Annotated in this window: 23 protein-coding genes; 8 read left to right on the forward strand and 15 right to left on the reverse strand. The window is 32.1% G+C overall.

The window, feature by feature from the left end; translation table 11 throughout:
* Nucleotides 1-13 precede the first annotated feature (13 nt).
* The gene (locus DW761_RS01225) at nucleotides 14-1,246 is read left to right on the forward strand and encodes an RNA polymerase factor sigma-54 (RefSeq protein WP_233512997.1); all 1,233 of its coding nucleotides are present in this window, start codon (nucleotides 14-16) and stop codon (nucleotides 1,244-1,246) included.
* A gap of 39 nt (nucleotides 1,247-1,285) precedes the next feature.
* Here the strand turns inward: DW761_RS01225 and DW761_RS20950 are convergent, their stop codons facing one another.
* Nucleotides 1,286-1,444, reverse strand: a complete 159-nt coding sequence (locus DW761_RS20950) for a hypothetical protein (protein ID WP_158553725.1) — start codon at nucleotides 1,442-1,444, stop codon at nucleotides 1,286-1,288.
* 291 nt (nucleotides 1,445-1,735) lie between these two features.
* Between DW761_RS20950 and DW761_RS01230 the strand changes: the two genes are divergently transcribed.
* On the forward strand, nucleotides 1,736-2,989 hold the full coding sequence (locus DW761_RS01230; RefSeq protein ID WP_117516185.1) for a helix-turn-helix domain-containing protein: 1,254 nt from the start codon (nucleotides 1,736-1,738) through the stop codon (nucleotides 2,987-2,989).
* Here the strand turns inward: DW761_RS01230 and DW761_RS01235 are convergent.
* From DW761_RS01235 to DW761_RS01245, 4 genes are all read right to left on the reverse strand, one after another.
* Nucleotides 2,986-5,229, reverse strand: coding sequence for an ABC transporter permease (locus DW761_RS01235; protein WP_117516186.1), 2,244 nt, complete (start codon nucleotides 5,227-5,229; stop codon nucleotides 2,986-2,988). The two genes, DW761_RS01230 and DW761_RS01235, sit on opposite strands and share 4 nt — an antisense overlap.
* Nucleotides 5,201-5,869: an ABC transporter ATP-binding protein gene (locus DW761_RS01240; protein WP_117516187.1), complete on the reverse strand. Its 669-nt coding sequence runs from the start codon at nucleotides 5,867-5,869 to the stop codon at nucleotides 5,201-5,203. The genes DW761_RS01235 and DW761_RS01240 overlap by 29 nt, the downstream gene beginning before the upstream one ends.
* 182 nt (nucleotides 5,870-6,051) lie before the next feature.
* Complete coding sequence (locus tag DW761_RS21610; protein WP_255411884.1) at nucleotides 6,052-6,183, reverse strand: hypothetical protein; 132 nt, start codon at nucleotides 6,181-6,183, stop codon at nucleotides 6,052-6,054.
* 18 nt (nucleotides 6,184-6,201) lie between these two features.
* Nucleotides 6,202-8,742 carry a YhgE/Pip domain-containing protein gene (locus DW761_RS01245; RefSeq protein WP_117516188.1) on the reverse strand — a complete coding sequence of 847 codons (2,541 nt, stop codon included), beginning with the start codon at nucleotides 8,740-8,742 and terminating at the stop codon, nucleotides 6,202-6,204.
* 223 nt (nucleotides 8,743-8,965) lie between these two features.
* On the opposite strand from DW761_RS01245, the gene DW761_RS21295 reads away from it, so the two are divergent.
* Genes DW761_RS21295 through DW761_RS01255 form a run of 3 tightly spaced genes read left to right on the forward strand, consistent with a single transcriptional unit; the run spans nucleotide 8,966 to nucleotide 10,511 of the window.
* Entirely contained in the window at nucleotides 8,966-9,265 is a 300-nt protein-coding gene (locus DW761_RS21295; protein WP_233512136.1) for an RNA polymerase sigma factor, read from the forward strand.
* Between the two features lie 23 nt (nucleotides 9,266-9,288).
* Nucleotides 9,289-9,828 (forward strand): sigma-70 region 4 domain-containing protein, encoded by a 540-nt coding sequence (locus DW761_RS21300; RefSeq protein ID WP_233512134.1) that lies wholly within the window; start codon nucleotides 9,289-9,291, stop codon nucleotides 9,826-9,828.
* On the forward strand, nucleotides 9,828-10,511 hold the full coding sequence (locus tag DW761_RS01255; protein ID WP_117516189.1) for a DUF2461 domain-containing protein: 684 nt from the start codon (nucleotides 9,828-9,830) through the stop codon (nucleotides 10,509-10,511). The genes DW761_RS21300 and DW761_RS01255 overlap by 1 nt, the downstream gene beginning before the upstream one ends.
* 149 nt (nucleotides 10,512-10,660) lie before the next feature.
* Here DW761_RS01255 and DW761_RS01260 read toward each other — a convergent pair whose 3' ends face one another.
* The 3 genes from DW761_RS01260 to gpmI all read right to left on the reverse strand — a co-directional run bounded on the left by DW761_RS01260 (nucleotide 10,661) and on the right by gpmI (nucleotide 14,923).
* Complete coding sequence (locus tag DW761_RS01260; protein ID WP_117454643.1) at nucleotides 10,661-11,095, reverse strand: GNAT family N-acetyltransferase; 435 nt, start codon at nucleotides 11,093-11,095, stop codon at nucleotides 10,661-10,663.
* 90 nt (nucleotides 11,096-11,185) lie between these two features.
* Nucleotides 11,186-13,171, reverse strand: a complete 1,986-nt coding sequence (locus DW761_RS01265) for an FUSC family protein (protein WP_158553727.1) — start codon at nucleotides 13,169-13,171, stop codon at nucleotides 11,186-11,188.
* A 177-nt stretch (nucleotides 13,172-13,348) separates the two neighbouring features.
* Nucleotides 13,349-14,923 (reverse strand): 2,3-bisphosphoglycerate-independent phosphoglycerate mutase, encoded by a 1,575-nt coding sequence (gene gpmI, locus DW761_RS01270; RefSeq protein WP_117454641.1) that lies wholly within the window; start codon nucleotides 14,921-14,923, stop codon nucleotides 13,349-13,351.
* A 498-nt stretch (nucleotides 14,924-15,421) separates the two neighbouring features.
* Between gpmI and DW761_RS01275 the strand changes: the two genes are divergently transcribed.
* Nucleotides 15,422-16,060, forward strand: a complete 639-nt coding sequence (locus tag DW761_RS01275; RefSeq protein WP_117516191.1) for a DUF3796 domain-containing protein — start codon at nucleotides 15,422-15,424, stop codon at nucleotides 16,058-16,060.
* A 3-nt stretch (nucleotides 16,061-16,063) separates the two neighbouring features.
* On the forward strand, nucleotides 16,064-16,282 hold the full coding sequence (locus DW761_RS01280) for a helix-turn-helix transcriptional regulator (protein WP_117516192.1): 219 nt from the start codon (nucleotides 16,064-16,066) through the stop codon (nucleotides 16,280-16,282).
* 16 nt (nucleotides 16,283-16,298) lie between these two features.
* Here DW761_RS01280 and DW761_RS01285 read toward each other — a convergent pair whose 3' ends face one another.
* From DW761_RS01285 to DW761_RS01315, 7 genes are all read right to left on the reverse strand, one after another.
* Nucleotides 16,299-17,642: an ATP-binding protein gene (locus DW761_RS01285; RefSeq protein ID WP_117516193.1), complete on the reverse strand. Its 1,344-nt coding sequence runs from the start codon at nucleotides 17,640-17,642 to the stop codon at nucleotides 16,299-16,301.
* A 176-nt stretch (nucleotides 17,643-17,818) separates the two neighbouring features.
* On the reverse strand, nucleotides 17,819-18,436 hold the full coding sequence (locus DW761_RS01290) for a manganese efflux pump (protein ID WP_117516194.1): 618 nt from the start codon (nucleotides 18,434-18,436) through the stop codon (nucleotides 17,819-17,821).
* Between the two features lie 201 nt (nucleotides 18,437-18,637).
* Nucleotides 18,638-19,927: a family 1 glycosylhydrolase gene (locus tag DW761_RS01295; RefSeq protein WP_117516195.1), complete on the reverse strand. Its 1,290-nt coding sequence runs from the start codon at nucleotides 19,925-19,927 to the stop codon at nucleotides 18,638-18,640.
* Entirely contained in the window at nucleotides 19,924-21,234 is a 1,311-nt protein-coding gene (locus tag DW761_RS01300; RefSeq protein ID WP_117516196.1) for a PTS sugar transporter subunit IIC, read from the reverse strand. The genes DW761_RS01295 and DW761_RS01300 overlap by 4 nt, the downstream gene beginning before the upstream one ends.
* A gap of 13 nt (nucleotides 21,235-21,247) precedes the next feature.
* Entirely contained in the window at nucleotides 21,248-22,624 is a 1,377-nt protein-coding gene (locus DW761_RS01305) for a glycoside hydrolase family 1 protein (protein ID WP_117516197.1), read from the reverse strand.
* A gap of 158 nt (nucleotides 22,625-22,782) precedes the next feature.
* On the reverse strand, nucleotides 22,783-23,586 hold the full coding sequence (locus DW761_RS01310) for a MurR/RpiR family transcriptional regulator (protein ID WP_158552305.1): 804 nt from the start codon (nucleotides 23,584-23,586) through the stop codon (nucleotides 22,783-22,785).
* Nucleotides 23,587-23,675: 89 nt separating this feature from the next.
* Nucleotides 23,676-23,912: a helix-turn-helix domain-containing protein gene (locus DW761_RS01315; protein WP_117452688.1), complete on the reverse strand. Its 237-nt coding sequence runs from the start codon at nucleotides 23,910-23,912 to the stop codon at nucleotides 23,676-23,678.
* A 152-nt stretch (nucleotides 23,913-24,064) separates the two neighbouring features.
* On the opposite strand from DW761_RS01315, the gene DW761_RS01320 reads away from it, so the two are divergent.
* On the forward strand, nucleotides 24,065-24,754 hold the full coding sequence (locus DW761_RS01320) for a hypothetical protein (protein WP_117452687.1): 690 nt from the start codon (nucleotides 24,065-24,067) through the stop codon (nucleotides 24,752-24,754).
* Nucleotides 24,755-24,818: the final 64 nt, after the last annotated feature.

The raw sequence follows: 24,818 nt of genomic DNA on the forward strand, positions 1-24,818 counted from the left end.
ATATAGAAAGGATATGATGATGATGATGAAACAGGATTTGATTTTTCAACAAAAATTAACACAAACATTACAGCTTTCCATGTCAATGAAAAATTCTTTAGATATTCTAAAATTAAATCAGGAAGAGCTATTAGATTATATTGAGGCATTGGTAGAAAAAAATCCTGTTATCGCATATAAACCATCTACGGATATGCATACTTTACTGCATGAAACACTGTCACAAACACGTACGTTAAAAGATGATTTATATATGCAATTACATACATTTCCATATGCCTATGATGAGCGTATTTGCACTTATTTAATAGAATCCCTAGATGAGCATGGCTTTCTGACTTCCACAATTAAAGAATATGCACAATGCCTTCAAGTTAGTGAAGATACAATAGAAGATCATTTAGAGATCCTCCAGTCTTTTGAACCATGTGGTATTGCGGCATTTGACAGTGTCGACAGTATTCATCTACAACTGCTACATAAACATCTGTTTGTGTCTGAATATATCTTTTCAAATTATCCAGATGATATCATAGAAAAAAACTATTCTAAAATTGCTAAGTCATGCCATCTTAGTATTTCTGAGGTCATGGAAGCTTTGGATCATATTAAAAACTGTACGCCGTTTCCTTGTAGTAATTATCAAAATACAAAAGATCCTGTAGTTCTTCCAGATTTTGAAGTAAAAGTTATCGGACAAGATATTGAATTAATCCCAAAACAGCCAGGTCATTTTACAATTGAAGATGAATTAGCTGTTATGAAAGAAGAAAGTGAACAGATAAAACAATATTTTGAAGAAGCATATTACTTTATCGATAACCTTAATAAACGTAATAAAACTCTTATGATAATGGCAAATGAATTATTCCATATACAGAAGAATTACTTTCTTTATCATGACGAGTTACAGCCTTGTACATTAGCCGATATAGCCCAAAAAACCGGATTTCATGAATCAACTGTTTCCCGTACATTATCAAATAAATATTATATCTTTGAGAATGAAATTTATCCTGTAAAACAATTATTTATATCTTCAACAAAAAGTGGCAGTAGTAAAGATTCTATTCTGAAAGCTATTCAAAAATTTGTAAAAGAAGAAGATAAAACTCATCCATATAAAGATGAAGAACTTGTTGATTTATTAGCCGAAATCGATTTATATGTTTCCAGAAGAGGTGTAGCGAAATATCGTTCTTTATTGGATATTCCCGGTTCTCGTGAACGACGATTGAAATATTAAAAAAATCATCAAAATTTATGATGATTTTTTGTTTATTATTTAATTTTCAGCGCCATCTTCTACAACCTGTCCACGCTCTTTTTGTTTAGCTGCTGCTTTTTCTTTTTTCATATTCATATATATCTTAGCCCCACCAAATACACCTACACATGTTGCGATACCACCAATGACTGCTTTTTTTACTTTACCTTTTCCCATAACTGTCCTCCATTTACACACACTCATTTATATGGTTATTATACAGCAACTACATGTGAAAAGTATCAAAATTTTATGGCAAAATTATTAAGAATTATTAAGAATTTAATCGTGTTTTACAAGCATGACAACTTTTGCAAGCTTTAGATAAACATATTTCCTTTAATTATTTTTAAGATATTAATTCATTTCCAAACTATAAACTAAATATTGGTATGTTTGCTAAAACAAAACGTTTAAAAAATATAATAACTGTATTATACTTATATATAGAAAAAGGGAGTCTATTTTATGCCATTTGAAGAAAAAATATTAAATACAAATATAGAAAAAAGTAAACGATTAGGTGCATTTATTCGCTATCATCGTGAGGAAGAAAAAATGTCATTAAGTTTTATGGCAGATACAGTCAAAATATCCAAAGCATACTTAAGTGAAATTGAACATGGTAAAAAAGCACCTCAACCTTATACTCTTCAACAAATTTTAAAAGTTCTTGAAATCAAATTTTATCCAGAGATGGACTTATTTTATCAATCAGAAAACTTATTAAAACAATTGTTTGAAAATTATAGTAACTTAAATGAACAAGAAGAAATCCATTGTTTTGACATTTTAAATGAGAATGCATACTTCGAATATTCATATGGGTTTTTACAGTACTACCTCATGAAGTTTATGTATGAGATAAGATTTCACCATAATCAAACTAAAATAAATCACTATAGAAAATGCATAGAAAAATATATAAATTTATTGAATGAAGATGAACAAAGTATCTTTTATGATTTATGTGGGCAAGAAAATATTCGTAAAGAAAATTATTTAGAAGCTGCCTCACAATTAAATAAAAGCCTTACTTATCAATCTTCATTAACTACGCCAATGGTTCATTATCATTTATGTATCGTACATCAATACTTAAGTAAAGCAGCAATTGCACTATCTCATTGTTTTAAAGCACAAGAATTATTCAACAAACAATTTGCTTTTGAACGTATGCTGTATTTGGCAATATATGAAGCTAATTGTTATTCAGGATTACGCAGCTATGATAAAGCAGAAGAATTATACCTTTTTGTATTACAAAAAACAAATCTTACTTCTTTAAAGCACATTCAAATCACAATTTATAACAATCTTGCATGGAACGCATTAAAACAAGAAAACTACAAGAAATGTGTTACTTATGTGAAACAAGCAATCCAACTTAGTTCTAAGTTTATTGATATTTTCATTTACCTTCCTATTTCTTACTATTATCTTTCTGATTTTGATATGTGCAAGGCTAGTATAGAAAAATATCAAAGTACATATACTGATACAAATTATCATAAATATGTATTAGAAGCATTAACATTTATGATGAATCATGATTTTACACAAGCTTTGAATTCCTTGAAAAAAAGTTTAAGCTTGTGCAAGGAATATGAAATGCGTATTGTTATTTTGAAACAAATTTGTTTCGTGCTAAGCAAATTAAAAGCATATCCTGAACTTTGTGAATATCAGGATATGCTGCTTCATGCATATGAAGGATACTAATTCATATTTTGTTCTATGATATCATTAAGATACTTTTTAATAATATATTTCATCACAAGAATAAGTAGAACTATTAGTGATATAGAGTATATTATTAATTGAATCAGGAACATGACAAATGATATATTTAAATTTAAATATAAACTTACTAATTTGTTTAATCCTAATAAAAGAATAAACGAAATACATAAAGAAATTACAGAAATCACCATTATTTGTATAATATATTGCTTAGATATATCTTTTCTTGTCATTCCTGATGTAAATAATAAATAAGTATCTCTTGCTTTACTTAGGAAATATTGAAGGGAGATATTGTAAATAATACAAATACTAACCATGATTGCTATGAAATAAAACCCATAAATAAATATTTTTATAGCATTAATATCTCTTTTATTTTGTTCCATATTTTCTTTATTATCTATTAGATATAAATGATCATTTTCTGAAATATTCCAATAGCTTTGTAATGACGCACCTTTTTGTGAAGCTTGAGGACCATTCAATTTTAAATTGCCTTCTACATATGTTTCTGGATATGCATCTTGCCATTGCTCTGTTAATGTGGCAGGGACAATCACCACAGGTGTATCAAATGACAGTGTATCATCTTGAATACTTTCACAAGGATACTGTAAATAAGCTAAAGTTTCTCCCCATTTTTCATTTATATGTATAGAAACTTCTGTATTTGTATTACTTGCATTCACGACAAGGATACTTTCTTTGTCTTTTATTTGATGCCTTTTCAATAAATTTTCATATGTTTCATCATCTATTGTATAGACTTTATCTATTTCCTCATTCCCTGCCTTTGCATCTGCCTTTACACCATAATAATACTGGTATGTGCCCTCTTCTCCTTTGCACACTTTATCTAAATCCTGTATAAGATTATGGATTTCACTACCACTCTTTTGAAAAAGATCAAAATTAGCAGATACATCCGCAACATAATCTATAGAAGATAAACTTGCTTCTTGCCATACACCTACTATTAAATTTGTGGATATGCAAAATAAAGTCACAAGTATCATAATAAAACTAATTGGGATACCATAGCTAGTTCTTAACGTATCTCTTATTGCCATGCGAAAATTCATAGAACCCGCTGTTATATGTAGCTTGCGAAAATGAAGTTTTGTTGATTTTGGCTTTTGGTGTTTTATCAACAAAAGTATAAACGTTATGATTAACATTAAAGTGACAACACATGATATGATACTTAAATGTTTCACATTAGCACAAAAGGTTAGGTGAATAGATAAATTAAATATTTTCGTTATACTTTCGCCAAATGCATTCATAACAATAAACCAAAAACCTACACTGCATCCTAAACAAAGTAAACCAAATAATCCATTTACCAAAATAACTTCATTAAAAATGAAAGTACGTATTTGTTTTTTTGTTGCGCCTGCATAAGATAATTGTTTAAGTTCATGTCCTCTTTTTTTCAAATACATGGCAGAAACATTATAAATAAAGAGAAAGCAGCATATGCCAATTAATAAAGTAAATGCATAAAATATGAAATCAAATCTATAATTTAAATGATATTTTTGATTAATTAATCCATCATTTACTTCCAATGTCAATGGCTTATTTTCCAAAAAGGTTTGTATAGAAACATCTTGTTTAAATGTTGCATATACTTCCGTCATTAGATTTTTATCTTTAGAACCCATCAATGTCCAGAAAGAAAGTGTCGGACGCCAAGTATTTTCTTTAAAAACGCCAGATATTTTATAATTCACTTCCTGATTCTCATCATCAAGTAATGTTATATAATCACCAATATGAAAATTATTTTGTTTGGCGAATGATTCATCTACTATAATTTCTTTATTATTTTTAGGATATGTACCTTCTTGAACTGTAATAGGATAGGTATCATCAAAGCAAGATACCGCAAAAAAAGCATAGTCATTACGCTTATTTTGATAGGATAAAGCTAAATTTTTGCGATAGTTTTTTGTGGTCAAATAAGATGAATATTCATCATCTAAATCTTCCTTTTGTTTCGTATAGTGAACATCCCAGTTACCAAATATTTTTTCACTTAGTTTTAAATCATATTTATCATAAGAATCTTTGATAATCACAGTGGAAGATAACATAAAAATTGACAAAAAAATGATAGCTAACATGGGAATAACAGACTTTTTATTGCTTTTCAAATAGGCTTTAGATATCTTCAATAAATATTTATAGTTCTTCATCTGCAATCTTTCCATCTTTCATATATACAATACGATCTGCCGTATTTGCGACATGCTTATCATGTGTGATCACGATTATAGTTTTCTTTTTTTCTTTCAGTTTTTTAAATATATCTAGTATAATCTGTGTATTTTTGCTATCTAAATTACCTGTTGGTTCATCCGCTAAAATGATTTCTGCGCCACTCAATAAAACTCTAGCAATACCAACACGCTGTTGTTGACCTCCTGAAAGTTCACTGATAAAACAGTTCCTTTTATTCATCAGATCAAGTTCTTTTAAAACTTCAGCTAAACGTTCTTCTGATATTTTTTTGCCATCTAATTCTGTACTTAAGCGTACATTTTCTTCTACTGTTAAGGATGAAATCAAATTGAAAAATTGAAAAATCACACCAATTTTTTGCCTTCTTTTCTTGGTTATTTCATCCTCAGATAATGTTTGTATATTCACATCATCTATATAACAATCACCTTCATATTTACGATCAATACCACTTATAATATTGAATAATGTTGTTTTTCCACTGCCGCTTGTTCCACAAATAGCAACAAATTCTCCATCTTGAATGGATAAAGATAAGTCATTTAAAGCAACACATTGATTTTGTTTGTTGCCATATATTTTTGTAATATGTTCTAATCTTATTGCCATTTCTTACCCTCCTTTTTTATAATTATACCCTTTTATAAAAAAACAGTCCACAGAATAACGTTAGCTAACACACTTTTATTGCCGGTTTAGTCCAAGCAATTAAAACACGATATATTAAATTCTGGCAAGCCGTTAAAAAAAAGGATCTCATACATATTTCAGTATAAAATCCTCTTTTCTTCTTAACCAAATAGCTCTTTTTCTCTTAATCTCATTCGTTCACGTTTATCCTTCAGATATAATTTCATACCTCTAAACGCCCCAATACATGTTGCGAACACTTCGATCATGAATGATCTTGCATTATTCAGCACGCTTGACTCCTCCTTGAATTAATGAAATTTCGCTAAAGCTGTTTTTTCATATGCTTCATCACTGATGTTTGCTTTCCAGTGATAAAACAGAATAGATAATACAGAGAATATAATGATCATTCCCACAAACACCATAATATCTGGTGTAATATTACCACCCATTGCTAATGTATGACGGAATGCCTCTACACTATACGTGAATGGCATGAATGGATGAATAACATTATAGAATACGCCGGATGTTTCAATTGGATACGTACCAGCTGCACCACCTAATTGTAATACCATGAAGATTAATACGATAAAACTTCCAATCTTGCCACAGGTGATACTAAAGAACACGATCATTGACATGAATGCTGCTGCGACTAATATTGCCATACCAAAGGTTCCTGCGACCTGATATGGAGATAAGCCATTCACAAGCATTAATGCACCGATCATTACAATTGCCATAATGGTTGAAATCACATACATCACACCTGCTTTGCTAGCCCATAGCTTGAATCCAGATTTTGTTTGAATGTTGTTTTTCAATAATGGATACATCAATGTAAATGCCATACATGCGACATATAGACCAACAGACATCATATATGGTGCCATGGCATGACCATTGTTTTCAACCGTACTGATTTCCTGATGCTGCAGCGTTACAGGACTTGCCATCATATCTTTGGTTTGATTACTGATATCCATATTGCTTTTTTTCGCTCCATCTGCAAGCGATGTTTGTAATGTAGACGTACCAGATTTAATGGTAGATAAACCATTGTATAGACTATCAGAACCAGTTGCCAGTTGGTTTGCGCCATCACTTAATTGTGTACTTCCGGATTGTAGTGCCTGTGCACCATTTAAGATTTCAGGGTTATTAGACACCAGTGTATTAGCACCTTGTGTTAAAGATTTACTGCCTTGTGCAAGTTCACTAATTCCCTGTGTTAACGTAGGAACATTATTGTTTAGTGCCTGACTGCCTTGTGCAACCTGACTGGCACCATTTCGTAATGCATCACTGTTTGCCTGAATTTGTGATGCACCTTGTGATAAAGCACGCACACCATTGGTATATGCTTCTACACCTTTCACAAGACCCTGATCACTGTTTAGACTTTGATTTAAAACGGAAAGATTGTTTTGTAAAGTTTCCATGCCTTGAATAAGTCCCATATCTTCAGCACTTGTGCCTTGGGCATCTAATGCTGTTTTAATATCCTGCATACTTTGTGATAATGTGGTAATCGCCTGATTATTACCGTTTAATACAGTTTTCATCTGGTCGCTTTGTGTAACTAGCGTATCTAATACTTGTGACAGCTGTTCATAATTAGTATTTGATGCTTCCATGCCCTGAATGACTGCATTCAGTTTTGCGGCTGATACTGCATCACTTGTTTGCACTGTTTTTAAAGTATCAATTGCAGTCCTTTGTGATTCGCTTGCGCTATTTAAGGCGTCTTTTAACTGTTGTGCCTGTACTTTTAAGGTATCCATACTGGAAGCACCTGCTTGATTGCCCTGCATCAGTTTTTGAATATCCGCTTTACTTTTTTCCATGTTATCTCCAATTTGATTAGACATGGTTTTTAATCCATTTGTGATATTTTGACTGCCCTGATATAAAGCTGTACTGCCTTGTGCTACCTGCTTGATACCGCCAACAAGTGTTGCATTATTCTCAACTAATAAAGCACTGCTGTCTGATAATTGATTGACACCGCCAGTGTATTCATTTACACCACTTTGTAATTGTTGGCTGCCATCTGTTAACTGAGCGATGCCACTTGCAAGTGCTGGCGTATTGCCATTTAACTGTGTTAAACCATCTTGAAGCTGTACAGAACCTTTTTGTAATGAAGTAACACCATTTGTATAATCAGATAAACCTTTCACAAGGGTGGAAGTACCATTTTCAAAGGTCAATGTGCTGTTTGCCAAAACCTTTAAATTGTCGTTAATTAACTTACTGCCATCCTGTGCATCATTCACACCATCATATAACTTCGTACTGCCATCGCTTGCGTCTTTTAAACCACTGCTTAACGTCTTTACCTGTGAGAATATTGTATCCGCGTACGTCTTTGTGACAGAAGCTGATACACTTTCTTTAATCTTAGACACTGCTGTGTCATCCATCTTTGTGGCGATATAATTGGTACCCGGATTGGTTGTATATTCCAGTTTCATTTTTTCCGGATGTTCATCCAATAATGTTGTCGCATTCTTTGAAAAGTCAGATGGAATGGTGATTACCATATAATATGTTCCATCTTTTAATCCATTCATTGCCTGTGTTTCATCCATAAAAGAAAACTTCATTGACTTGTTATCTTTGAGATTCTTCACCAGTTCATTTCCTACATCCAATGTTTTATCGTTGTAAGTAACCTGTTTATCGTTATTCACAACAGCAACTGGTATATCCTCTGCCTTCCCATATGGATCCCACATAGATCCTAAGAAAATTCCCGCATATAACATTGGTATGGTGATAATTGCTACTAAAACGATTTTCAGCCATGTGCTGTGCAGCACACCTTTCCATTCTTCTCTCATCGTATCCTTCTTTCTATCAATGACATACATTATAATCTTGTATTCATCACAAACAATGTACAAAATGCTAGCTTTGTCTAAGTATGCGGTTTCATAACGATCGATGATGAAATTATAAAAATACTTTATATTGTATGTCATAGAAAATTTTTTGTGATATGCTGTCACAAAGAAGGAAAAGAATTGTCTAATTTATAGAAAGAAAAACAGGAGGATAGTTTTTATGAATAAAATTGAACAAAATAAGTATGTAGAAGCTGCATTGGAAGGTGATTCTCAGGCATTGGAAACCCTTTTAATAGAGGTAAAAAATTTTATATTTAACTTGTCATTGAGGATGCTTGGCAATGTACACGATGCACAAGATGCGACACAGGATATTCTAATACGTATTATGACACGACTAGACAGTTTCCACCAAGAATCAGCATTTACTACCTGGGTTTATCGTTTATCTGTGAATTATTTAATTAATTATAAAAAATCCATCTTTGCTCAGCACTCATTATCTTTTGAATTTTAGAACAGGATACCAAAAATGGTTTTATGGAAAAAAATGAAGCCTTGTTGCAAGGTATAGATGAAGATGAGTTGGCATGGGAGCTTCGTATGTCATGTACAAATGTCATGCTGCAATGCTTTGATCCACAGACCAGATGTATCTTTATCTTAGGAACGATGTTCCATTTAGATAGTAAAATTGCTGGAGAGTTATTGGATATGAGTCCTGATAACTATCGCCAGAAACTTTCACGTGCTAAGAAAAAAATGACCAAGTTCTTAGGTGAAAACTGTGGACTAACGAAAACTGGTTATTGTGATTGTAAAAAAAGAGTCAGCTATGCTATTGCAAGTCATCGATTACACCCTAATCATTTGGAATTTAATACACTTCAGCCTTTGAATGAACAATTATTAACAGATGTTACCAATCATATGGTAGAGATCGATAAACAAGTACCTGTCTTTGAAGATTTACCTAATTATGAACCCCCTATATCTGTCGAGGCATTCATGAAAAATCTTCTTGAGTCAGATGATATGAAAGTAATACAATCTTATGATAAAGATGAGGTGATATCCTAATGGCTGATTTACAAATAATCTTACATTATCTATCTGACTTAAAAGCAAATAACAATCGAGAATGGTACCATGCGCATAAAAAAGAGAAAATGGAAGCAATGAAGGAATTTGAAAATCTTGTACAGGATTTGATGATTATCATTTCAAAAGATGAACCAAATGTATTACAATTTCAACCAAAAGATTTGATTTTTTCATTGGTCAGAGATACACGATTTTCAAATGATAAATCACCTTATCGACCAGCTTTTCGTGCTCACATATCCCAAAAAGGAAAACTGCCCATTCCTGTAGGCTTCTTCATTTATATAGAACCTGATGGAAACTCTATCATTGGCGGCGGCTTGTTTGCGGATATGTTTCGTGATGCAACAAACATGATGCGTAATTATCTAATTCAACATGCAAAAGAATTTGAAAATATTCTTTCAAATAATCGGTTTTCAGCTTACTTTCAATTACTTGGCGCAAAATTAAAACGGCCACCAAAGGGATACGATCCTGATTTTCCTTATATTGAATATATAAAATATAAAAATTGGTTTGTTGAATACCATTTAGAAGATGTTGATTTATTAAAAGGAGATATGTTTGATAACCTTATCGAAATGTACCGTGCTGTCAAACCATTTAATGATTTTATCAATAAGGCACTAATTGATTTTAAAATGCCAACACGATGATTCCAAAAAGATAGGCAAAATTGCCTATCTTTTTGGTGTATATAACGGATAGAGATATATATTAAAACACATCGTATCTTTATCCTATAAAAAAGACCATCCATTTATGTAAATAATCATGAAGGATGGTTTTCTTAATTACTAATCTTTTAGAAATATTTGATATAGTGTTTTAAATCACGTTTGTTTTCAAATCCATTTGATACAAGGAATTCATGTAATAAATCACGTTCCACATCAGCTGTTAAACGAATACCATGATATCCATTTTTCTTTACACGCTTTTCAAACTCAAAGAATAATTCCCCTTTGGCCTTTGCGTCTATTTCTACTGAATTTGAGAAAACAATCGCTACCATATTAATCAGATTATCTGTGTATAATGTATTATATGGAATACCATGAATATATCCAACTACTTTTCCCTCTACTTCCAGAACTGTAATGATATCTGTACCTGCATCTAACAGATTAGATATGCGCTCTTTTACTTTATCTTTATCATATTCGTAGCCTAACTGTTGATTTAATGCATGAATATCCAAATAATCATTTTCTGTAACTCTCCTTATTTCATACTTCATAAATATGCTCCTTTCAACCTCTGATATTAGTTTAACATGTTTCATACATGCTTGCATATGTTTTTTAAAGTATTCCCAATAAAGATGTTTTTATTCTGTAGTAATTCGTTTATTTTTATCTTTGTAATACGTAAAAGTCCTGTAATAAAGCCTGGATATATGTTTTGCATATTGTTCCATCGCTAAAGATAAAGAAGGTTCTCCCTCAATTTTTCGTTTATAAACTATATCTTTTACATCAATCAAATTAACCTCTCCTAAATTCATCATCATCTGGATATGCTGGAGTACATAATGATTGACTTTAATATAATTCCATAATTCTCTTTGATTATCAACACCGATACGTTGTTGATTCACAAGGAACAACAACTGTTCCATTTCCGCAGCCATGCGCCAGAAGATTAAAAGAATATCTTGATAAAAAGCTTTTTCCTCACCATCTAATTTAGAAACATGCTGATGCAGTTGTGCATATACCATATGATAGCTGGTTAAGGCATCACAGATCACACCATAGTCAATTTGTTTTTCTAGTGCAGAACGAAGAATCATAAGATAGGCGTGCTGCATATGGAACATCCGTTGTAAATTATAACGAAACTGCGTTGTCATACTGGTTGGAAACAGGAATCGGTTCACAATCAATACAAGGATAATCGCAAGTACAACATAAGTAATTCTTAACTCAATTGCTATTTCCTGTTGTAGAGCCATAGTGGTCATCGTCAAGGCAAAACAGGTTGAAAACATCGCCTGCATCCAACTGCCTGGTGTTGCTGTATACATACAGGTAACCATGATCGTTGCAATGATGAAATGAGCGTTAATCCCAGGGAAGATACTTAGCAAAATATATACACCGATACTTCCAGCAACTGTACCAATAAAACGAGTTTTTAAACGATAGTTACTTTCTTCATACATAGGTTGAAGTAAAACAATCGCATTTAATGGGAGCCAATAAGAATGATTCCATTGTGTAAGGTTGGAAAATAAAAATCCAATAACCATAACACAGCTTAAACGACAAGCAAAACGAAATTCAAAACGGTCAAGATGAAATTTAGCTTTTAATTGTTCTAAAGGATGCAGATGTTGTGGCATACGCCATTCTCTCATTGGCTGATTATCTTTCCCTTCCTCACGTATATCCAGGATAATCATAAACAATCGCATAAAATTTTGTATAAATGCACAAATATCATTATCTTCTTTGGATGATGCTTCTTGTAAAAGTATTTCTCCTTCTTTCTGATACGTTTTTTTATCATTTAATATATTAGACAGATGCTTGGTATAAGCAGAAAATGTTGCAAATAATGAATGATCATTTTCTTTTTCCAACATATCTTGTTCATAACGGCTTTCAAAGAAATATATGGTTCTTTGCATCAACAAGGCAAACATATAATGCAGTTTCCCTGATTTTGTAATCACATAAGTTAAACCACGACTTTGATATGCTTCCTTATATAAAGCCTGTTGTGTTAAAATCATCGCCTGTATCTGATGAGCAGGATCTTGATGATGAAGAATCAACTGTGTTAGATCATATAGCTGTGTATTTGCTTTTTTAATCAATACATAACTGTCTTTATGTCGATGGGTAAAGGCTACAATAATTAAAGCAACTGCCAATACAAGAATAGAATAACAGAGTACTATTGTTAATGGCCAGATGCCACTCCATCCCACTGGACGAAGCTGTAGTAGTACAAATGCCATCATATTTGCCATATAGCCTTTTTGATTAAACTGGGAAGCCTGAACAAAAACCAGAATAAATGGTACAATGCAGTTTAATAGTACGGATAATGCAGGATGAAGTGTCGCAAAAAATGCGAGCATCGATAAAACCAGTAACTGTACTGTAATGCTCAGCATCTTTTTTATAGTAAATGATTTGTTATATTGTATTTTAAAAATAATTGTTATAAAAGATACGATTGTCATATATTGTACGCCAAAAAATATTAAAATTGTATAGAATAGAAAGAGAAAGAATACGATTGTTGGTACTGCCTGTATAAATTGTTTTTTTATTTTATCTATTGTCTTTTTACGATTTTTCAATAAAACTCCTCCAATACACATATTGTTTTTTTAAGTATATCACGATTTTTCACAAAATAATAGTTGCATGCGCAACAATCTAAATAAATTAAGCAACATATATATAAATTATTAATTATATGATTAAAACATGATAAAAAAAGAGTAACATCATAAGATGTTACCCTTAATGTATTTTTATTTCTTAATAATACTTTCGTTCCAGTGTTCATTTGGTGCAACTTCTAATAAGTCAGCTACTGTAGCAGCAACATTTGATAAACCTAAGTTTTCATCCTGTTTCAATTCTACATCAGCACCATAGATAATGAATGGAACTTTATTTAATGTATGAGAAGTTTTTGCTTTGATAGGCGCATCTTCTTTTTTCTTCTTTTCATACATTTCATCAGCGTTACCGTGGTCTGCAGTTACGATTAAGATACCATTGACTGCATCAACTGCTTTCTTTACACGAGCAAGCTGTAAATCTACTGCTTCTACACCAATGACAGTTGCTTCAAAGTTTCCTGTGTGTCCAACCATATCTCCATTTGGATAGTTAGTACGTAAGAAATCATAATTTCCTGATTCGATTGCAGCACATAATACATCCGTAATTTCAGCTGCTTTCATCCAAGGACGCTGTTCAAATGGTACAACATCTGATTGGATTTCTACATAGTCTTCTAAAGCAGGATTTACTTTTTCACTACGGTTTCCGTTCCAGAAATAAGTAACGTGTCCGTATTTCTGAGTTTCACTGATTGCATATTCACGGATATTGTGTTTGCAAAGTTCTTCTGTCAATGTATATTTGATCTTTGGTGGCTGTGTTAAGAAATTCTTTGGAATGCATAAGTCAGCATCGTACTGTAACATACCAGCATACATAACGTTTGGTACACGTACACGATCAAATTTATCAAAGTTTTCATTATCAAATGCTAATGAGATTTCTTGTGCACGGTCGCCTCTGAAGTTGAACAGAATAACACTGTCGCCATCTTCGATTGTTCCAACTGGTTTGCCATCTTTTGCGATTACAAATCCTGGAAGATCCTGGTCAACAACACCTGTTTCATTACGATAAGTTTCGATAGCTTCTCTTGCACTGGCAAATTCTCTACCTTCACCTAATACATGTACATGCCATCCCTGTTCTACCATCGCCCAGTTTGCTTCATAACGGTCCATTGTGATTGTCATACGACCACCACCACTTGCGATACAAGCGTGGAAGTTATCATCATTTAAATCAGCCATATAAGCTTCGATATCATCTACGTAAGTCAATGCACTTGTTTCTGGAACATCACGTCCATCTAATAATGCATGGATTCTTACTTCTTTAACACCATCTTCTTTTGCACGTTTGATTAATGCTTTTAAATGATTGATGTGAGAGTGTACATTTCCATCAGATAATAATCCTAAGAAGTGCATCTTTCCATCTTTACAATTTGCAACTAAATCTTTCCAAGTATCTGTATTGAAGATTTCGCCTGTTTCAATATTTTCGTTTACCAGTTTTGCGCCCTGAGAATAGATCTGTCCACATCCTAATGCGTTGTGTCCTACTTCACTGTTTCCCATATCTCCATCTGTTGGAAGTCCAACAGCCAATCCGTGTGCTTTAATTTCTGTGTGTGGGCAAGTTCCCCATAATTCGTCTAATGTTGGTTTGTATGCAGCTTTCACGGCGTTACCGAATTCGTTATCACTGATACCAATTCCGTCCATGACTACCAATACAACTGGTCTTTTACTCATAATATATACCTCCTGTTTACCCTAATAATATAACACTATTTGCAAGTTTTAGAAACTGTTTTGTTCTCTGTTTTTAACTTTTTGATAAGATTTTCACAAGAATTATACAGAATTCTACCTTATCTCAAAAACTATCGCAATTTTATGATATTGAGGATATCATTTTTAGATACTTTTTTTAACTAAGAGTGCGTTTAAAATCATAAAAGCAAGACCTGAAATTATCGTCAACAATTTTTAATGATTCCCATTAACATCTATTAAAAGTGAGTCATTGATAGAATTGTTAAATTTAAGCCATATTTTATTAATTTATTACTTTTTAAATTATTATTACAATGTATTAAAATATTTACAATATTCATACGTATTTCTAATTAAGCATAGTTACAAAACCAATGAGATATATTTGTCACTTTTTTGTTGTTTAAAAATTCAAAATGTGATATATTTATATCATAAAGTGATAAATACATCACTACCTACTGGAGGAATATTATGAATAAACGTAAAGTAAAACATCTCATCTATATGGGTATTGTATGTCTATTGCTGTTGGTTTTATCGTCTATATATGCTGTTTTATACAATCATGGTCGATTAGTAGAGCCTATGGATTTTTCTACCTATACCTTTCATATAAAGGACACGCCAATGGTATTATCTGGCATTTTACTCATTATTTATATAATCTATATGACCATCTTTATTATAAAATACAATATGAGAAAACCTGTAGATACCACGCACACAAAGAAATTATCTCCTTACTTAGGTTTTCTAGGATTTTTTGGATTCTTAGGCTTTGCAGGTTTTTGGACCTATAACAGCGCAGGCATCATATATCCATTTATATTCTTTATCTTTTTTGGCTTTTTCGGGTTTTATTATGATGGAAAACTATCAAATACATTAAGAGATGAACTATTTGAACAAAACGTAAAAACTGCATCTATCAAAGCCTATAAAACAGGATTTGCGCTCTTATTTATTGTAATATGGGGTATTGATATGGGGATGTTATCAAACAATTTAGAATGGTGTGCTATTTTTATGTTAATATCTATATCCTTAATTTATGCCCTTGTATTATTTTTGGATAAATATTATTTATATCGCTTGGAAAAAGAGGATTAAGCTATGGAGGAGCAGTTTCAATGTAAATTAAAGCTATATCGAATCGCACAAGGATTGACGCAGGAGCAATTAGCAAATAAAGTCGGTGTAAGAAGAGAAACAATCATGCGCCTTGAAAAAGCACAATATAATCCTTCTTTAAAGCTTGCGATTGATATATCTAGGGTTGTGAAAGTACCTATTGAGGATATCTTTATATTTGATAAGCCAAAAGAAAAGTAGAATGATTTCTACTTTTTTATATATGTAACGTGAAGTCTATTTTGCCTAAAGAAACAGGCTCTGTCAAAAACATAATCATATACAAAGGAAGATATATCAAATCTTTTGTTTCTTCAATATTCCCTATGCAAAATACGATTGGCTTTTTCATCTGGTCATCTTTCATTTCGATTATATGATTTAGTGCAGGATGTTTTTTATAATTGTTCCCAGATTTAATTTCGATTGGCTGTAATCTATTTTCTGATTCAATCACAAAATCAAGCTCTCCAAATTTTTTCTTATCATAATAATAGATTTTATAACCATTACTTACAAGTTGCGTCGCAAACATATTTTCCATTATGCTGCCTTCATTGACATCTAAATCATCAGATATAATCATATATTGTATATTTGATGAGGACATTGCACATAGAAGCCCTGTATCATTTAAAAAAAGTTTAAATAAATTTCTAGAAAGATTTATCGCAATGGGTTGTCGTAATTCCTGTAAGTTATAACATGGCAGTGTTACGCCGGCATCATTTAACCAGTTGAAGCAAGATTCATATCGCTCACTTCTTGCGCTCTTTTTTAAATCACTTAAGATGAATCGTTTATTTTTATTATTCAATTCAGCGGGAATTGCATCAAATATCATTTGTATTTTATCTTTCCCTTTTTCAGCGTATTTTTGAACATCTTTTCGGTATAATTCTAAAATACCTTTCTGTTCATTGATAACTTTTCCCATATCTTTTGTTTGAATAAATGTTTGTACAACAGCTGGCATTCCCCCTACAACACAGTAAAATTTAAATAATTTCATCATTTCTTTATGAATAAAATCATCCACTGGTTTCCTATTTATGTATGCTTCCTTTAATATATTCAATGTGCTTTGTTGGATTCCCATTGCAATCGCAAATTCTTCAAAATCCATTGGATACATTGTATGCGGATCTTCATAACCAACAGGTAAGGATTTAACATTTTGATAGGTTACTCCCAACAATGATCCAGATTCTATATAATCAAATCTTCGATCTTCCACTAAAAATTTAATGGCTGTTCTTACTTCCATACATTCCTGAATTTCGTCGAAAAAAATCAATGTATCATGGGGTATCAATTCTGTTTTAAAATAAGCTGTGAGTTTTGTGATCAACAACTCCGCAGACAAATCTCCTTCAAAGATTGTTTTAGCTGAAGGTGTAGTTATAAAATTAATTTCTAAGAACTTTTTATAATTTTTTTTACCAAATTCTCGTATTAACGTCGTTTTCCCTATCTGTCTGGCTCCGTTAATATATAATGCTTTTTTATTTTTATCTTGTTTCCACTGCATCATATATTCATAAAATTTTCTATACATCATATATATCACATCCTTTCTCTGCGACGTTTTTTCATATAAATTATAACACTTTTGCGACGTTATTCTATATTTTTTATTAACGTTTTGCGACGTTTTTCTACATTTTTCACACGTAATCTGCGACGTTATTCCAATGAATATCAAAAAAAGATACAGATTGCTCCATATCTCATAACCTATAATATTCTTGTGAATGCTAATATAATGAATAAGATACCACTAATCCAGCTTAAATCAATATCAGCTTTATGGAAGATTCGCTTTCCCAAAAAGGAGCCTAGTAATATCACAAAGACTCCCATCAGAAAACTAATTATCAATACTTGTAATGGATGAAGAATACTAATTCCCATCGCAAACCCACTGACCAAAGAATCTATTGATAACGCAACTGCAAGATAGGCAGCTTCTTTTAATGACAAATACATACTACAATCGCTATCCGCTTTTGTTTCATCAAGGTATACATCTAATACAAAAGATATGCCTCTATATTCAAATTCTAATTGTTTCCTTTTATATTTACGAAGGATCCTTTTGATGGTTCCCTGAAATATAGAACTAAGTCCAATACATAAAAAGATTGTAAAGGATATTCCAGAACACAGCCAATGTGGAATGAACTGTTGAAGAAATTTTGCGGCATACAATGATACCGATAGAAATAATACTCCAATGGATGATATCAGAACTGCGCTTTTCACAGGTATTTTGATATGTTTGGTGCCATAAGCCAGAGCCGCAAGAAAACTATCCAGACTTAAAGCTGTCACTAACAAGAAGGAATGCAACACATTTACCAGCTCCTCTTTATTAGTCTATTGTCATTTTATTTTTGTGTGAGCGATATGTTTTACTGTCCTATTGAAAATTTATGTTAATATTTACGTTTTTTTTCAATAGGATTGATTTTTCTTTAATATTTTTGTTATCAATATTATGATTTTCTTTTGAATGCAAATAGTCTTGAATTCTAATAAGGAAAAAGATACAGTTTATTTCACTGTATCTTTTATTGTGGGCATATGATCCATGTACGTTCTTATAATTTGTTGATCAAGACAATTATTTTTTGCGATATCTCCATAAAATTGGCCACTTTGTTTTAACTTTCTATCGAATGTTTCTGGATCTACAGTTGCTAAACCAAATGTAGGATGATAAGTCCCCCACTCCCAGTTGTCTAATAGGGACCAATGTAAATATCCAATCACCTGCGCACCTAAATCCATTCCCTGTTTCATGGCCTGAAGCATTGCCGCAAGGTATACAATTCTAATATGATCATCTGCTACTGCAATACCATTTTCTGTAATCATAATTGGTTTATCTTTGAATCGCATCAACATCTCAATCATGATATCCGGACAGATTTCTTCTGAGAAAAACGGTTTGGATAATGCATGAAAATGTGTTGCCTGATAATTATCAAAACGAAAGGCCTTTTTACGACTATTGATAAACTGGCGAACATATGTATTTAATGCCCAAAAATCACAAGTATCTTTTACTTCTGGAACATAGACTGCATCATGAAATGGCATAACGATTTCACCAGTTTTTATCGCATGTATGAAGAATTCATTTTCTACATAATCAATGTAGTCTGCCATAACACGATCTGCTTTATCATATCTTCCACGAAATGGTTCTTTCATGGAATAAGACAATGTTGAACTAACAGGAGCGTTACTATATTTTTTTATAATATGATAACCCCGTGCATGATATTGCAGCATATTGATTCTTTCTTCTTCACTGTATTCAAATACAATATTCATTTCGTTAATCACAATCCAATAGTCTACATAATCTTTATATATTGGCACAACTTTTTCTATATAGCGTTCCCAATCCGGCATATTATCCATGGTATGGAAAGCCTCTTGTTCATGGAACCATACAGGATGGGACACGTGATGAAGTGTTAAACATACTTTGATATTTTCTTCTTTTAACCGTTGTAGAATATGCAGATAATGCTGTATTGCTTCATCGTTAAATACTCCTTTTTGTGGTTCTATTCTACACCACTCAATAGACATACGATAGATACCTAAATGCATTTGTTTTAAGAGTTGAATATCATCTTCAAAACGTTCATAACTGTTACACGCTTTACCAGCCATTTGATATGGAACGCCACCATAAGCAAACTTTGGCGCATATTGTTTATCATCGTGATAGGAACAATTGTTCCCTTCTACCTGTTGTCCAGCTGTTGTGGCTCCCCATAAGAAACCATCTGGAAACGCGATATCTGGATACTGAAATATATCTATCATAATAAATCCTCGAATGATTCTTCAGCGGTTTCTACAGCATTCTGTTCTTCATCAAATGCTTGTTTATCCAATATCTTGAAGAAGGGGAAATAAATCATCATTGAAATAACAGTCGCAAATAATTCATAGATACCAAAGGACAAACTACCTTGTACAATACCATGTACAAGTGGTGGTAAAGAGCCAGCACCTAATACCCCGATGGTTGGTGTAATTACATGAATCTGAATTAAGAAATATCCTAATATTACAATAATAATTGGTGTAATCAAGAATGGAATCAGCATCATGACATTTAACATTAAAGGCATACCAAATACGACTGGTTCATTGACACCGAATAAGCCACAAGGCAATACAAGTTTTGAGAAAGCTTTATATCGCTTACTTTTTGAGAAAAAGAACATGACAATTACCAAGCCAATTGTTGCACCACATCCACCAAGACATGCTAAGTCGTATAATCCAAAGTTAATAGCGTTTGGCGCAATCTGTCCAGCTTCAACTGCAGCTGTATTTTCTGCAAGATAGCCTAAGAATACAGGGAATAAGATTGGCAATACAGTCATGGAGCCATGTACTCCAAAGAACCATAACAATTGAGCTATAAAAATCAATACCAAGAATGCTGGTAGACTTCCAGTTAAAGACTGAATAGGTGTTTGTAGCATTGTATAAATAAAGTTATTGGCTGTTTCATATGTAGTATTCGCAAAGCCTAGTTTGATTAATCCAAATACTAATACAATGACAGTTGCAGGTATCAATGCAGAAAATGATTCCATGACCATACTAGGAACACCATTTGGCATTTTAATCGTAAAATTTTTCTTCACAAAAAACGCAAGAATTTTTACTGTAATAATACCAGTAATCAACGCCACAAATACACCTTTTGCACCTAAATAACTGATATCAAGGAATGTAGAGCCTTCTACTGCAGTACTGTTAATTGGTGTTAATAATAAGAAACAAACCAGTGAAATCGCACCTGCATTGAATGCTTTATCTTTGATATCAAATACTTTTGCACCCTGATATCCAATAGAAAAAGCCATGTATAATGCTAATAAATCAATAGTGAAATCTGGCACATAACCAAACAAGGTTCCTATACCCGTAGATGTTAAGAAGCTTTGATAAGGTTCCCACGTAATAGAAGATACAACTGTAAATAAAGATCCTAACATAATGATGCCAAGTAAGGACATAGAACCATTACTGATTGTTTTTAGATAACGATTGCCAGATACTTTATTGGCTAAAGGTACTAAATATTTCTCCATAAAACTCATAAATTTATTCATCTTTTTTTCCTCCTCAAATTGCGTTTTCTTTGATTATTTTTTGATACCAGTAAAAACTATTTTTTGGTATTCTTTTGCATTCTTTAACATCTGTGTCGCTTCGATCGATATAGATTAAACCATAGCGTTTCGCAAACCCTTGATGAGAACTCAATACATCAATAAGTGACCATGGGCAGTATCCAAACAATGGATATCCCTGTTTGATCAAATCATGACATACTTCCATATGTTCTTTTAGATATTCAATTCTATAATCATCCTCTATCTTTCCATCTTTTAGTTCATCAGAATAAGCCAGCCCGTTTTCCGTAATCATTACAGGAAGATGATAACGTTCAAATAATTGCTGGATACCAATTTCAAGTCCTTTTGGATCAATGCCAAACTCCATCCATTTGGTTTTCTTTAGATGTTCATTAGATGCTATAGAGAATAATTGATTGCGATAGAATGGTGGCAGTTTACTTTCATCTTCTGTGATATCTTTTGCTTTTACGCAGTTGCTGGCATAATAATTTACACCGATAAAGTCAGGTTTTGATGATGTTAATATTTCTTCATCCTGTACTTCTGTGATTGGATATAATTCATTCCCTTTAAGATAATGTGTAACCCGTTGTGGGTATCTTCCATAAACACTCATATCCAATAACATATTCTGCAGCATATCCTGTGCATCATATGCAGCCTGAATATCCTCTGGTTTTGATGATGCTGGATAAATGACCTGCATCGAACAAACAACACCAACTTTGGTATTTGGAGATATTTGTTTCAAAAGCTTCATAGCTTTTTTCTCAGCCAATGACATGTGATAACTCATTTGATACATATCTTTTATTTTTTGACTGCTTTCTTTATTCCCATTTAAATCTGATGCTGCACTTGCAATCAATTGTTCATTGATTGTTGCCCAATAAGGTACCTGATCTTTCCATCTATGAAAACATATACTAGCATAAGTTACATAATCATCAACGCACTCTCTTGATTTCCACCCTCCATAAGCATCTACTAATGCTTGCGGCATTTCAAAGTGGTAAAGTGTTGGGAAGGGAATGATTCCATTCTTTATACAGGTATCAATGATATGATCATAAAACTGCAGACCTTTTTCATTCACATGTTTCCCATCTGGCATAATTCTTGCCCAGTTGAATGAAAAACGATATATTTGGATACCTAAATCCTTCATCAACTGTAAGTCCTCATCTACATGATGATAATGATCACTTGCGACTTTACCATCTGCAATACCCTCAGGAACATTTCGACAATCTGTTGTGGATAATCCTTTTCCATCTTCCAGATAAGCTCCTTCAATTTGAAATGCACTTGTACTTGCGCCCCAAAGAAATGATTCTGGAAATGTTTTTTTATCTTTCATAACTTGCCTCCTCGTTTTACATATAAACTTTATCATGAAAGGAAGAAATCTTAGTCATCAAAAAGGCCTGCGCAATTTCAAAAAAACACAGCCAGTTTCAAAAAATGAAACTGACATAAAAAAAGATGATGGCATCCGTTATTAAAGCCTAATCATCTTTAGATATTATACATTTGATAATTTACAAAATAATACATTAATAAAATTTCAATCATATATAGTAATGTAATTCTACCTTCTGTATTGCTGTTTTCTTTATTACAAATCAAGATTTCATCTACATCTTTCATTAGCTTTGTATTTTCATTCATCGTCATTGCGACAATCGTCACATGTTTTTCTTTTAATATTTCCATGACTTCATCATTACGATAGAAGTAGCCGCCTTCTAATGAAGCCACAAATACCAGTGCTCCTTCATGAAGATTAGCTGCAATCACCTTTTGTTCCTCATATGTTAATCCAAGTCTGACAAGTTTATTCATACTTGCCATCTTTACTTGAAAATGCTGACCAAGCAATGTCGCAAATTCTAATCCGAAAAACGCCATTTCTTTTGCTTCAAACATCTTTTTTGTGATACGCTCCAACTGTTTAAAATCAAGCTGTTGAAATGTAAAATCAATATTATTTTTTATATTCTCAGTATAGTGTTTTAAAATAGGCCGCATATCATCAATACTTGCTTTTGATACTTCTTTTGAATAGTCAACTTCTATTCCAATTTCTTTTTGGCATGCATTTCTAAATTCTGTATAATGATCAAAGCCAAGCATTCTGATAAATCTTGATAGTGAAGCTGATGATATAAAACATGTATCTGCCAGTTCATGAATTGTCAGACTTGGAATTTCATGATAATGCTGCATCAAAGCTTTTGCGATATCATAAGAGCTTCCTTTCTTGTTTGTCACATTGATTTCACGTAATAATAATGAAAGTACGGGTGTCTGCATTGCCATGGGATACATCTCCTTCTATCTTTTATTATATTCTACTATAGGTTTCATTTAATGAAAAGAAAAAGCTGTGCCTACACACAACTCATTTACTATTTATCTTCATTTTCTTTACGAGGTGATTCATATGTAATCAACTCATCAATTGAACAATTTAAGTAATAACATAACTTACAAATCAAACCAGCGTCAATTCTTTGAAATTGGTTACGACAATATCTATTTAAATTAGGACGTAATATATCAAGATCCTTACATAATCTGTTTTTACTAATACTTTTTTCTTTTAGTATTTTTTCAATGTTAAGCGTGACTTTCCCATAGTCCATTGTATCACCTACTTGTTTGTAATTATACATTATAATATATGAAATCGTAATTTGTTATACAAGACCTATTTAAATAGAACCACCCTATATACTTACAAACTGTATTGTGATATCATATGTATAGTTTTATAAAAAAGCAAGGAGAAATGACCATGTATCTATTCGATTTTTTTCATTCATTAACATTATTAGATAAGGCAAAAATACCAGATATTTCTATATTTCCTAATCAAGATGTATTTTATTTTGGCTATTGTGAAAAAGATGATATAAAAGATGTTATATGTGGTAACGATCATTATCATGTTGCTTATGTTTATCGAAATGATGTTAAAAAATTGAATTATCTTGGTATAGATTACATTGTAGAATATATTGAGGAAATAAACAGAGAGCCATATTATACCTTTCCTGGTGAATATGCGGCAATTTATGAAGCAGTTTGGTTATTTGATGAATTGAATGTAATTGATAATCCTTTCTTTAATATGGTACTATCCGTACCACTTCCCAGCATTTCTTCTTCTCTTTCTGATGAAAATACTGATGATGAATTAACCATTGTGGATTTTCAAGGTAATCCTTTAATCAAGAAGTTATATATGGCACAGTTTATGTATTATATAAAAAAGTATCTTGCAGTTAAATCTAAGCAATATACGATAGTAAAAGAAGCGTCAGATGTCTTGTTGGAAGCTAGAATAATGGATGTTATGAAAGATTATTTACAGAATATCCCTTTAAATTATAAATCCCAGATTTATACAAAGGAAAATAATCCAGAGTTTGATGATTTTGTCCAACAAATTGGTTCCATCGCAGAGCATGAGCTTTGGGATTAACAAAGATATCCTATTCATACCTGCATTAAAAAATGGCATTCACTTTCGCAAACACCATTTTCTA

The sequence above is a fragment of the Absiella sp. AM29-15 genome, from assembly GCF_003434225.1.
In the GTDB taxonomy this organism is placed as follows: Bacteria; Bacillota_I; Bacilli_A; order Erysipelotrichales; family Erysipelotrichaceae; genus Hoskinsella; species Hoskinsella hominis.

Excerpts from the sequence above, each read along its gene's own strand:
- DW761_RS01225 (WP_233512997.1), top strand. The coding sequence starts at position 14 with ATGATGATGATGATGAAACAGGATTTGATTTTTCAACAAAAATTAACA.
- DW761_RS20950 (WP_158553725.1), bottom strand. The coding sequence starts at position 1,444 with ATGGGAAAAGGTAAAGTAAAAAAAGCAGTCATTGGTGGTATCGCAACA.
- DW761_RS01230 (WP_117516185.1), top strand. The coding sequence starts at position 1,736 with ATGCCATTTGAAGAAAAAATATTAAATACAAATATAGAAAAAAGTAAA.
- DW761_RS01235 (WP_117516186.1), bottom strand. The coding sequence starts at position 5,229 with ATGGAAAGATTGCAGATGAAGAACTATAAATATTTATTGAAGATATCT.
- DW761_RS01240 (WP_117516187.1), bottom strand. The coding sequence starts at position 5,869 with ATGGCAATAAGATTAGAACATATTACAAAAATATATGGCAACAAACAA.
- DW761_RS01245 (WP_117516188.1), bottom strand. The coding sequence starts at position 8,742 with ATGAGAGAAGAATGGAAAGGTGTGCTGCACAGCACATGGCTGAAAATC.
- DW761_RS21295 (WP_233512136.1), top strand. The coding sequence starts at position 8,966 with ATGAATAAAATTGAACAAAATAAGTATGTAGAAGCTGCATTGGAAGGT.
- DW761_RS21300 (WP_233512134.1), top strand. The coding sequence starts at position 9,289 with ATGGAAAAAAATGAAGCCTTGTTGCAAGGTATAGATGAAGATGAGTTG.
- DW761_RS01255 (WP_117516189.1), top strand. The coding sequence starts at position 9,828 with ATGGCTGATTTACAAATAATCTTACATTATCTATCTGACTTAAAAGCA.
- DW761_RS01260 (WP_117454643.1), bottom strand. The coding sequence starts at position 11,095 with ATGAAGTATGAAATAAGGAGAGTTACAGAAAATGATTATTTGGATATT.
- gpmI (WP_117454641.1), bottom strand. The coding sequence starts at position 14,923 with ATGAGTAAAAGACCAGTTGTATTGGTAGTCATGGACGGAATTGGTATC.
- DW761_RS01275 (WP_117516191.1), top strand. The coding sequence starts at position 15,422 with ATGAATAAACGTAAAGTAAAACATCTCATCTATATGGGTATTGTATGT.
- DW761_RS01280 (WP_117516192.1), top strand. The coding sequence starts at position 16,064 with ATGGAGGAGCAGTTTCAATGTAAATTAAAGCTATATCGAATCGCACAA.
- DW761_RS01285 (WP_117516193.1), bottom strand. The coding sequence starts at position 17,642 with ATGATGTATAGAAAATTTTATGAATATATGATGCAGTGGAAACAAGAT.
- DW761_RS01295 (WP_117516195.1), bottom strand. The coding sequence starts at position 19,927 with ATGATAGATATATTTCAGTATCCAGATATCGCGTTTCCAGATGGTTTC.
- DW761_RS01300 (WP_117516196.1), bottom strand. The coding sequence starts at position 21,234 with ATGAATAAATTTATGAGTTTTATGGAGAAATATTTAGTACCTTTAGCC.
- DW761_RS01305 (WP_117516197.1), bottom strand. The coding sequence starts at position 22,624 with ATGAAAGATAAAAAAACATTTCCAGAATCATTTCTTTGGGGCGCAAGT.
- DW761_RS01310 (WP_158552305.1), bottom strand. The coding sequence starts at position 23,586 with ATGGCAATGCAGACACCCGTACTTTCATTATTATTACGTGAAATCAAT.
- DW761_RS01315 (WP_117452688.1), bottom strand. The coding sequence starts at position 23,912 with ATGGACTATGGGAAAGTCACGCTTAACATTGAAAAAATACTAAAAGAA.
- DW761_RS01320 (WP_117452687.1), top strand. The coding sequence starts at position 24,065 with ATGTATCTATTCGATTTTTTTCATTCATTAACATTATTAGATAAGGCA.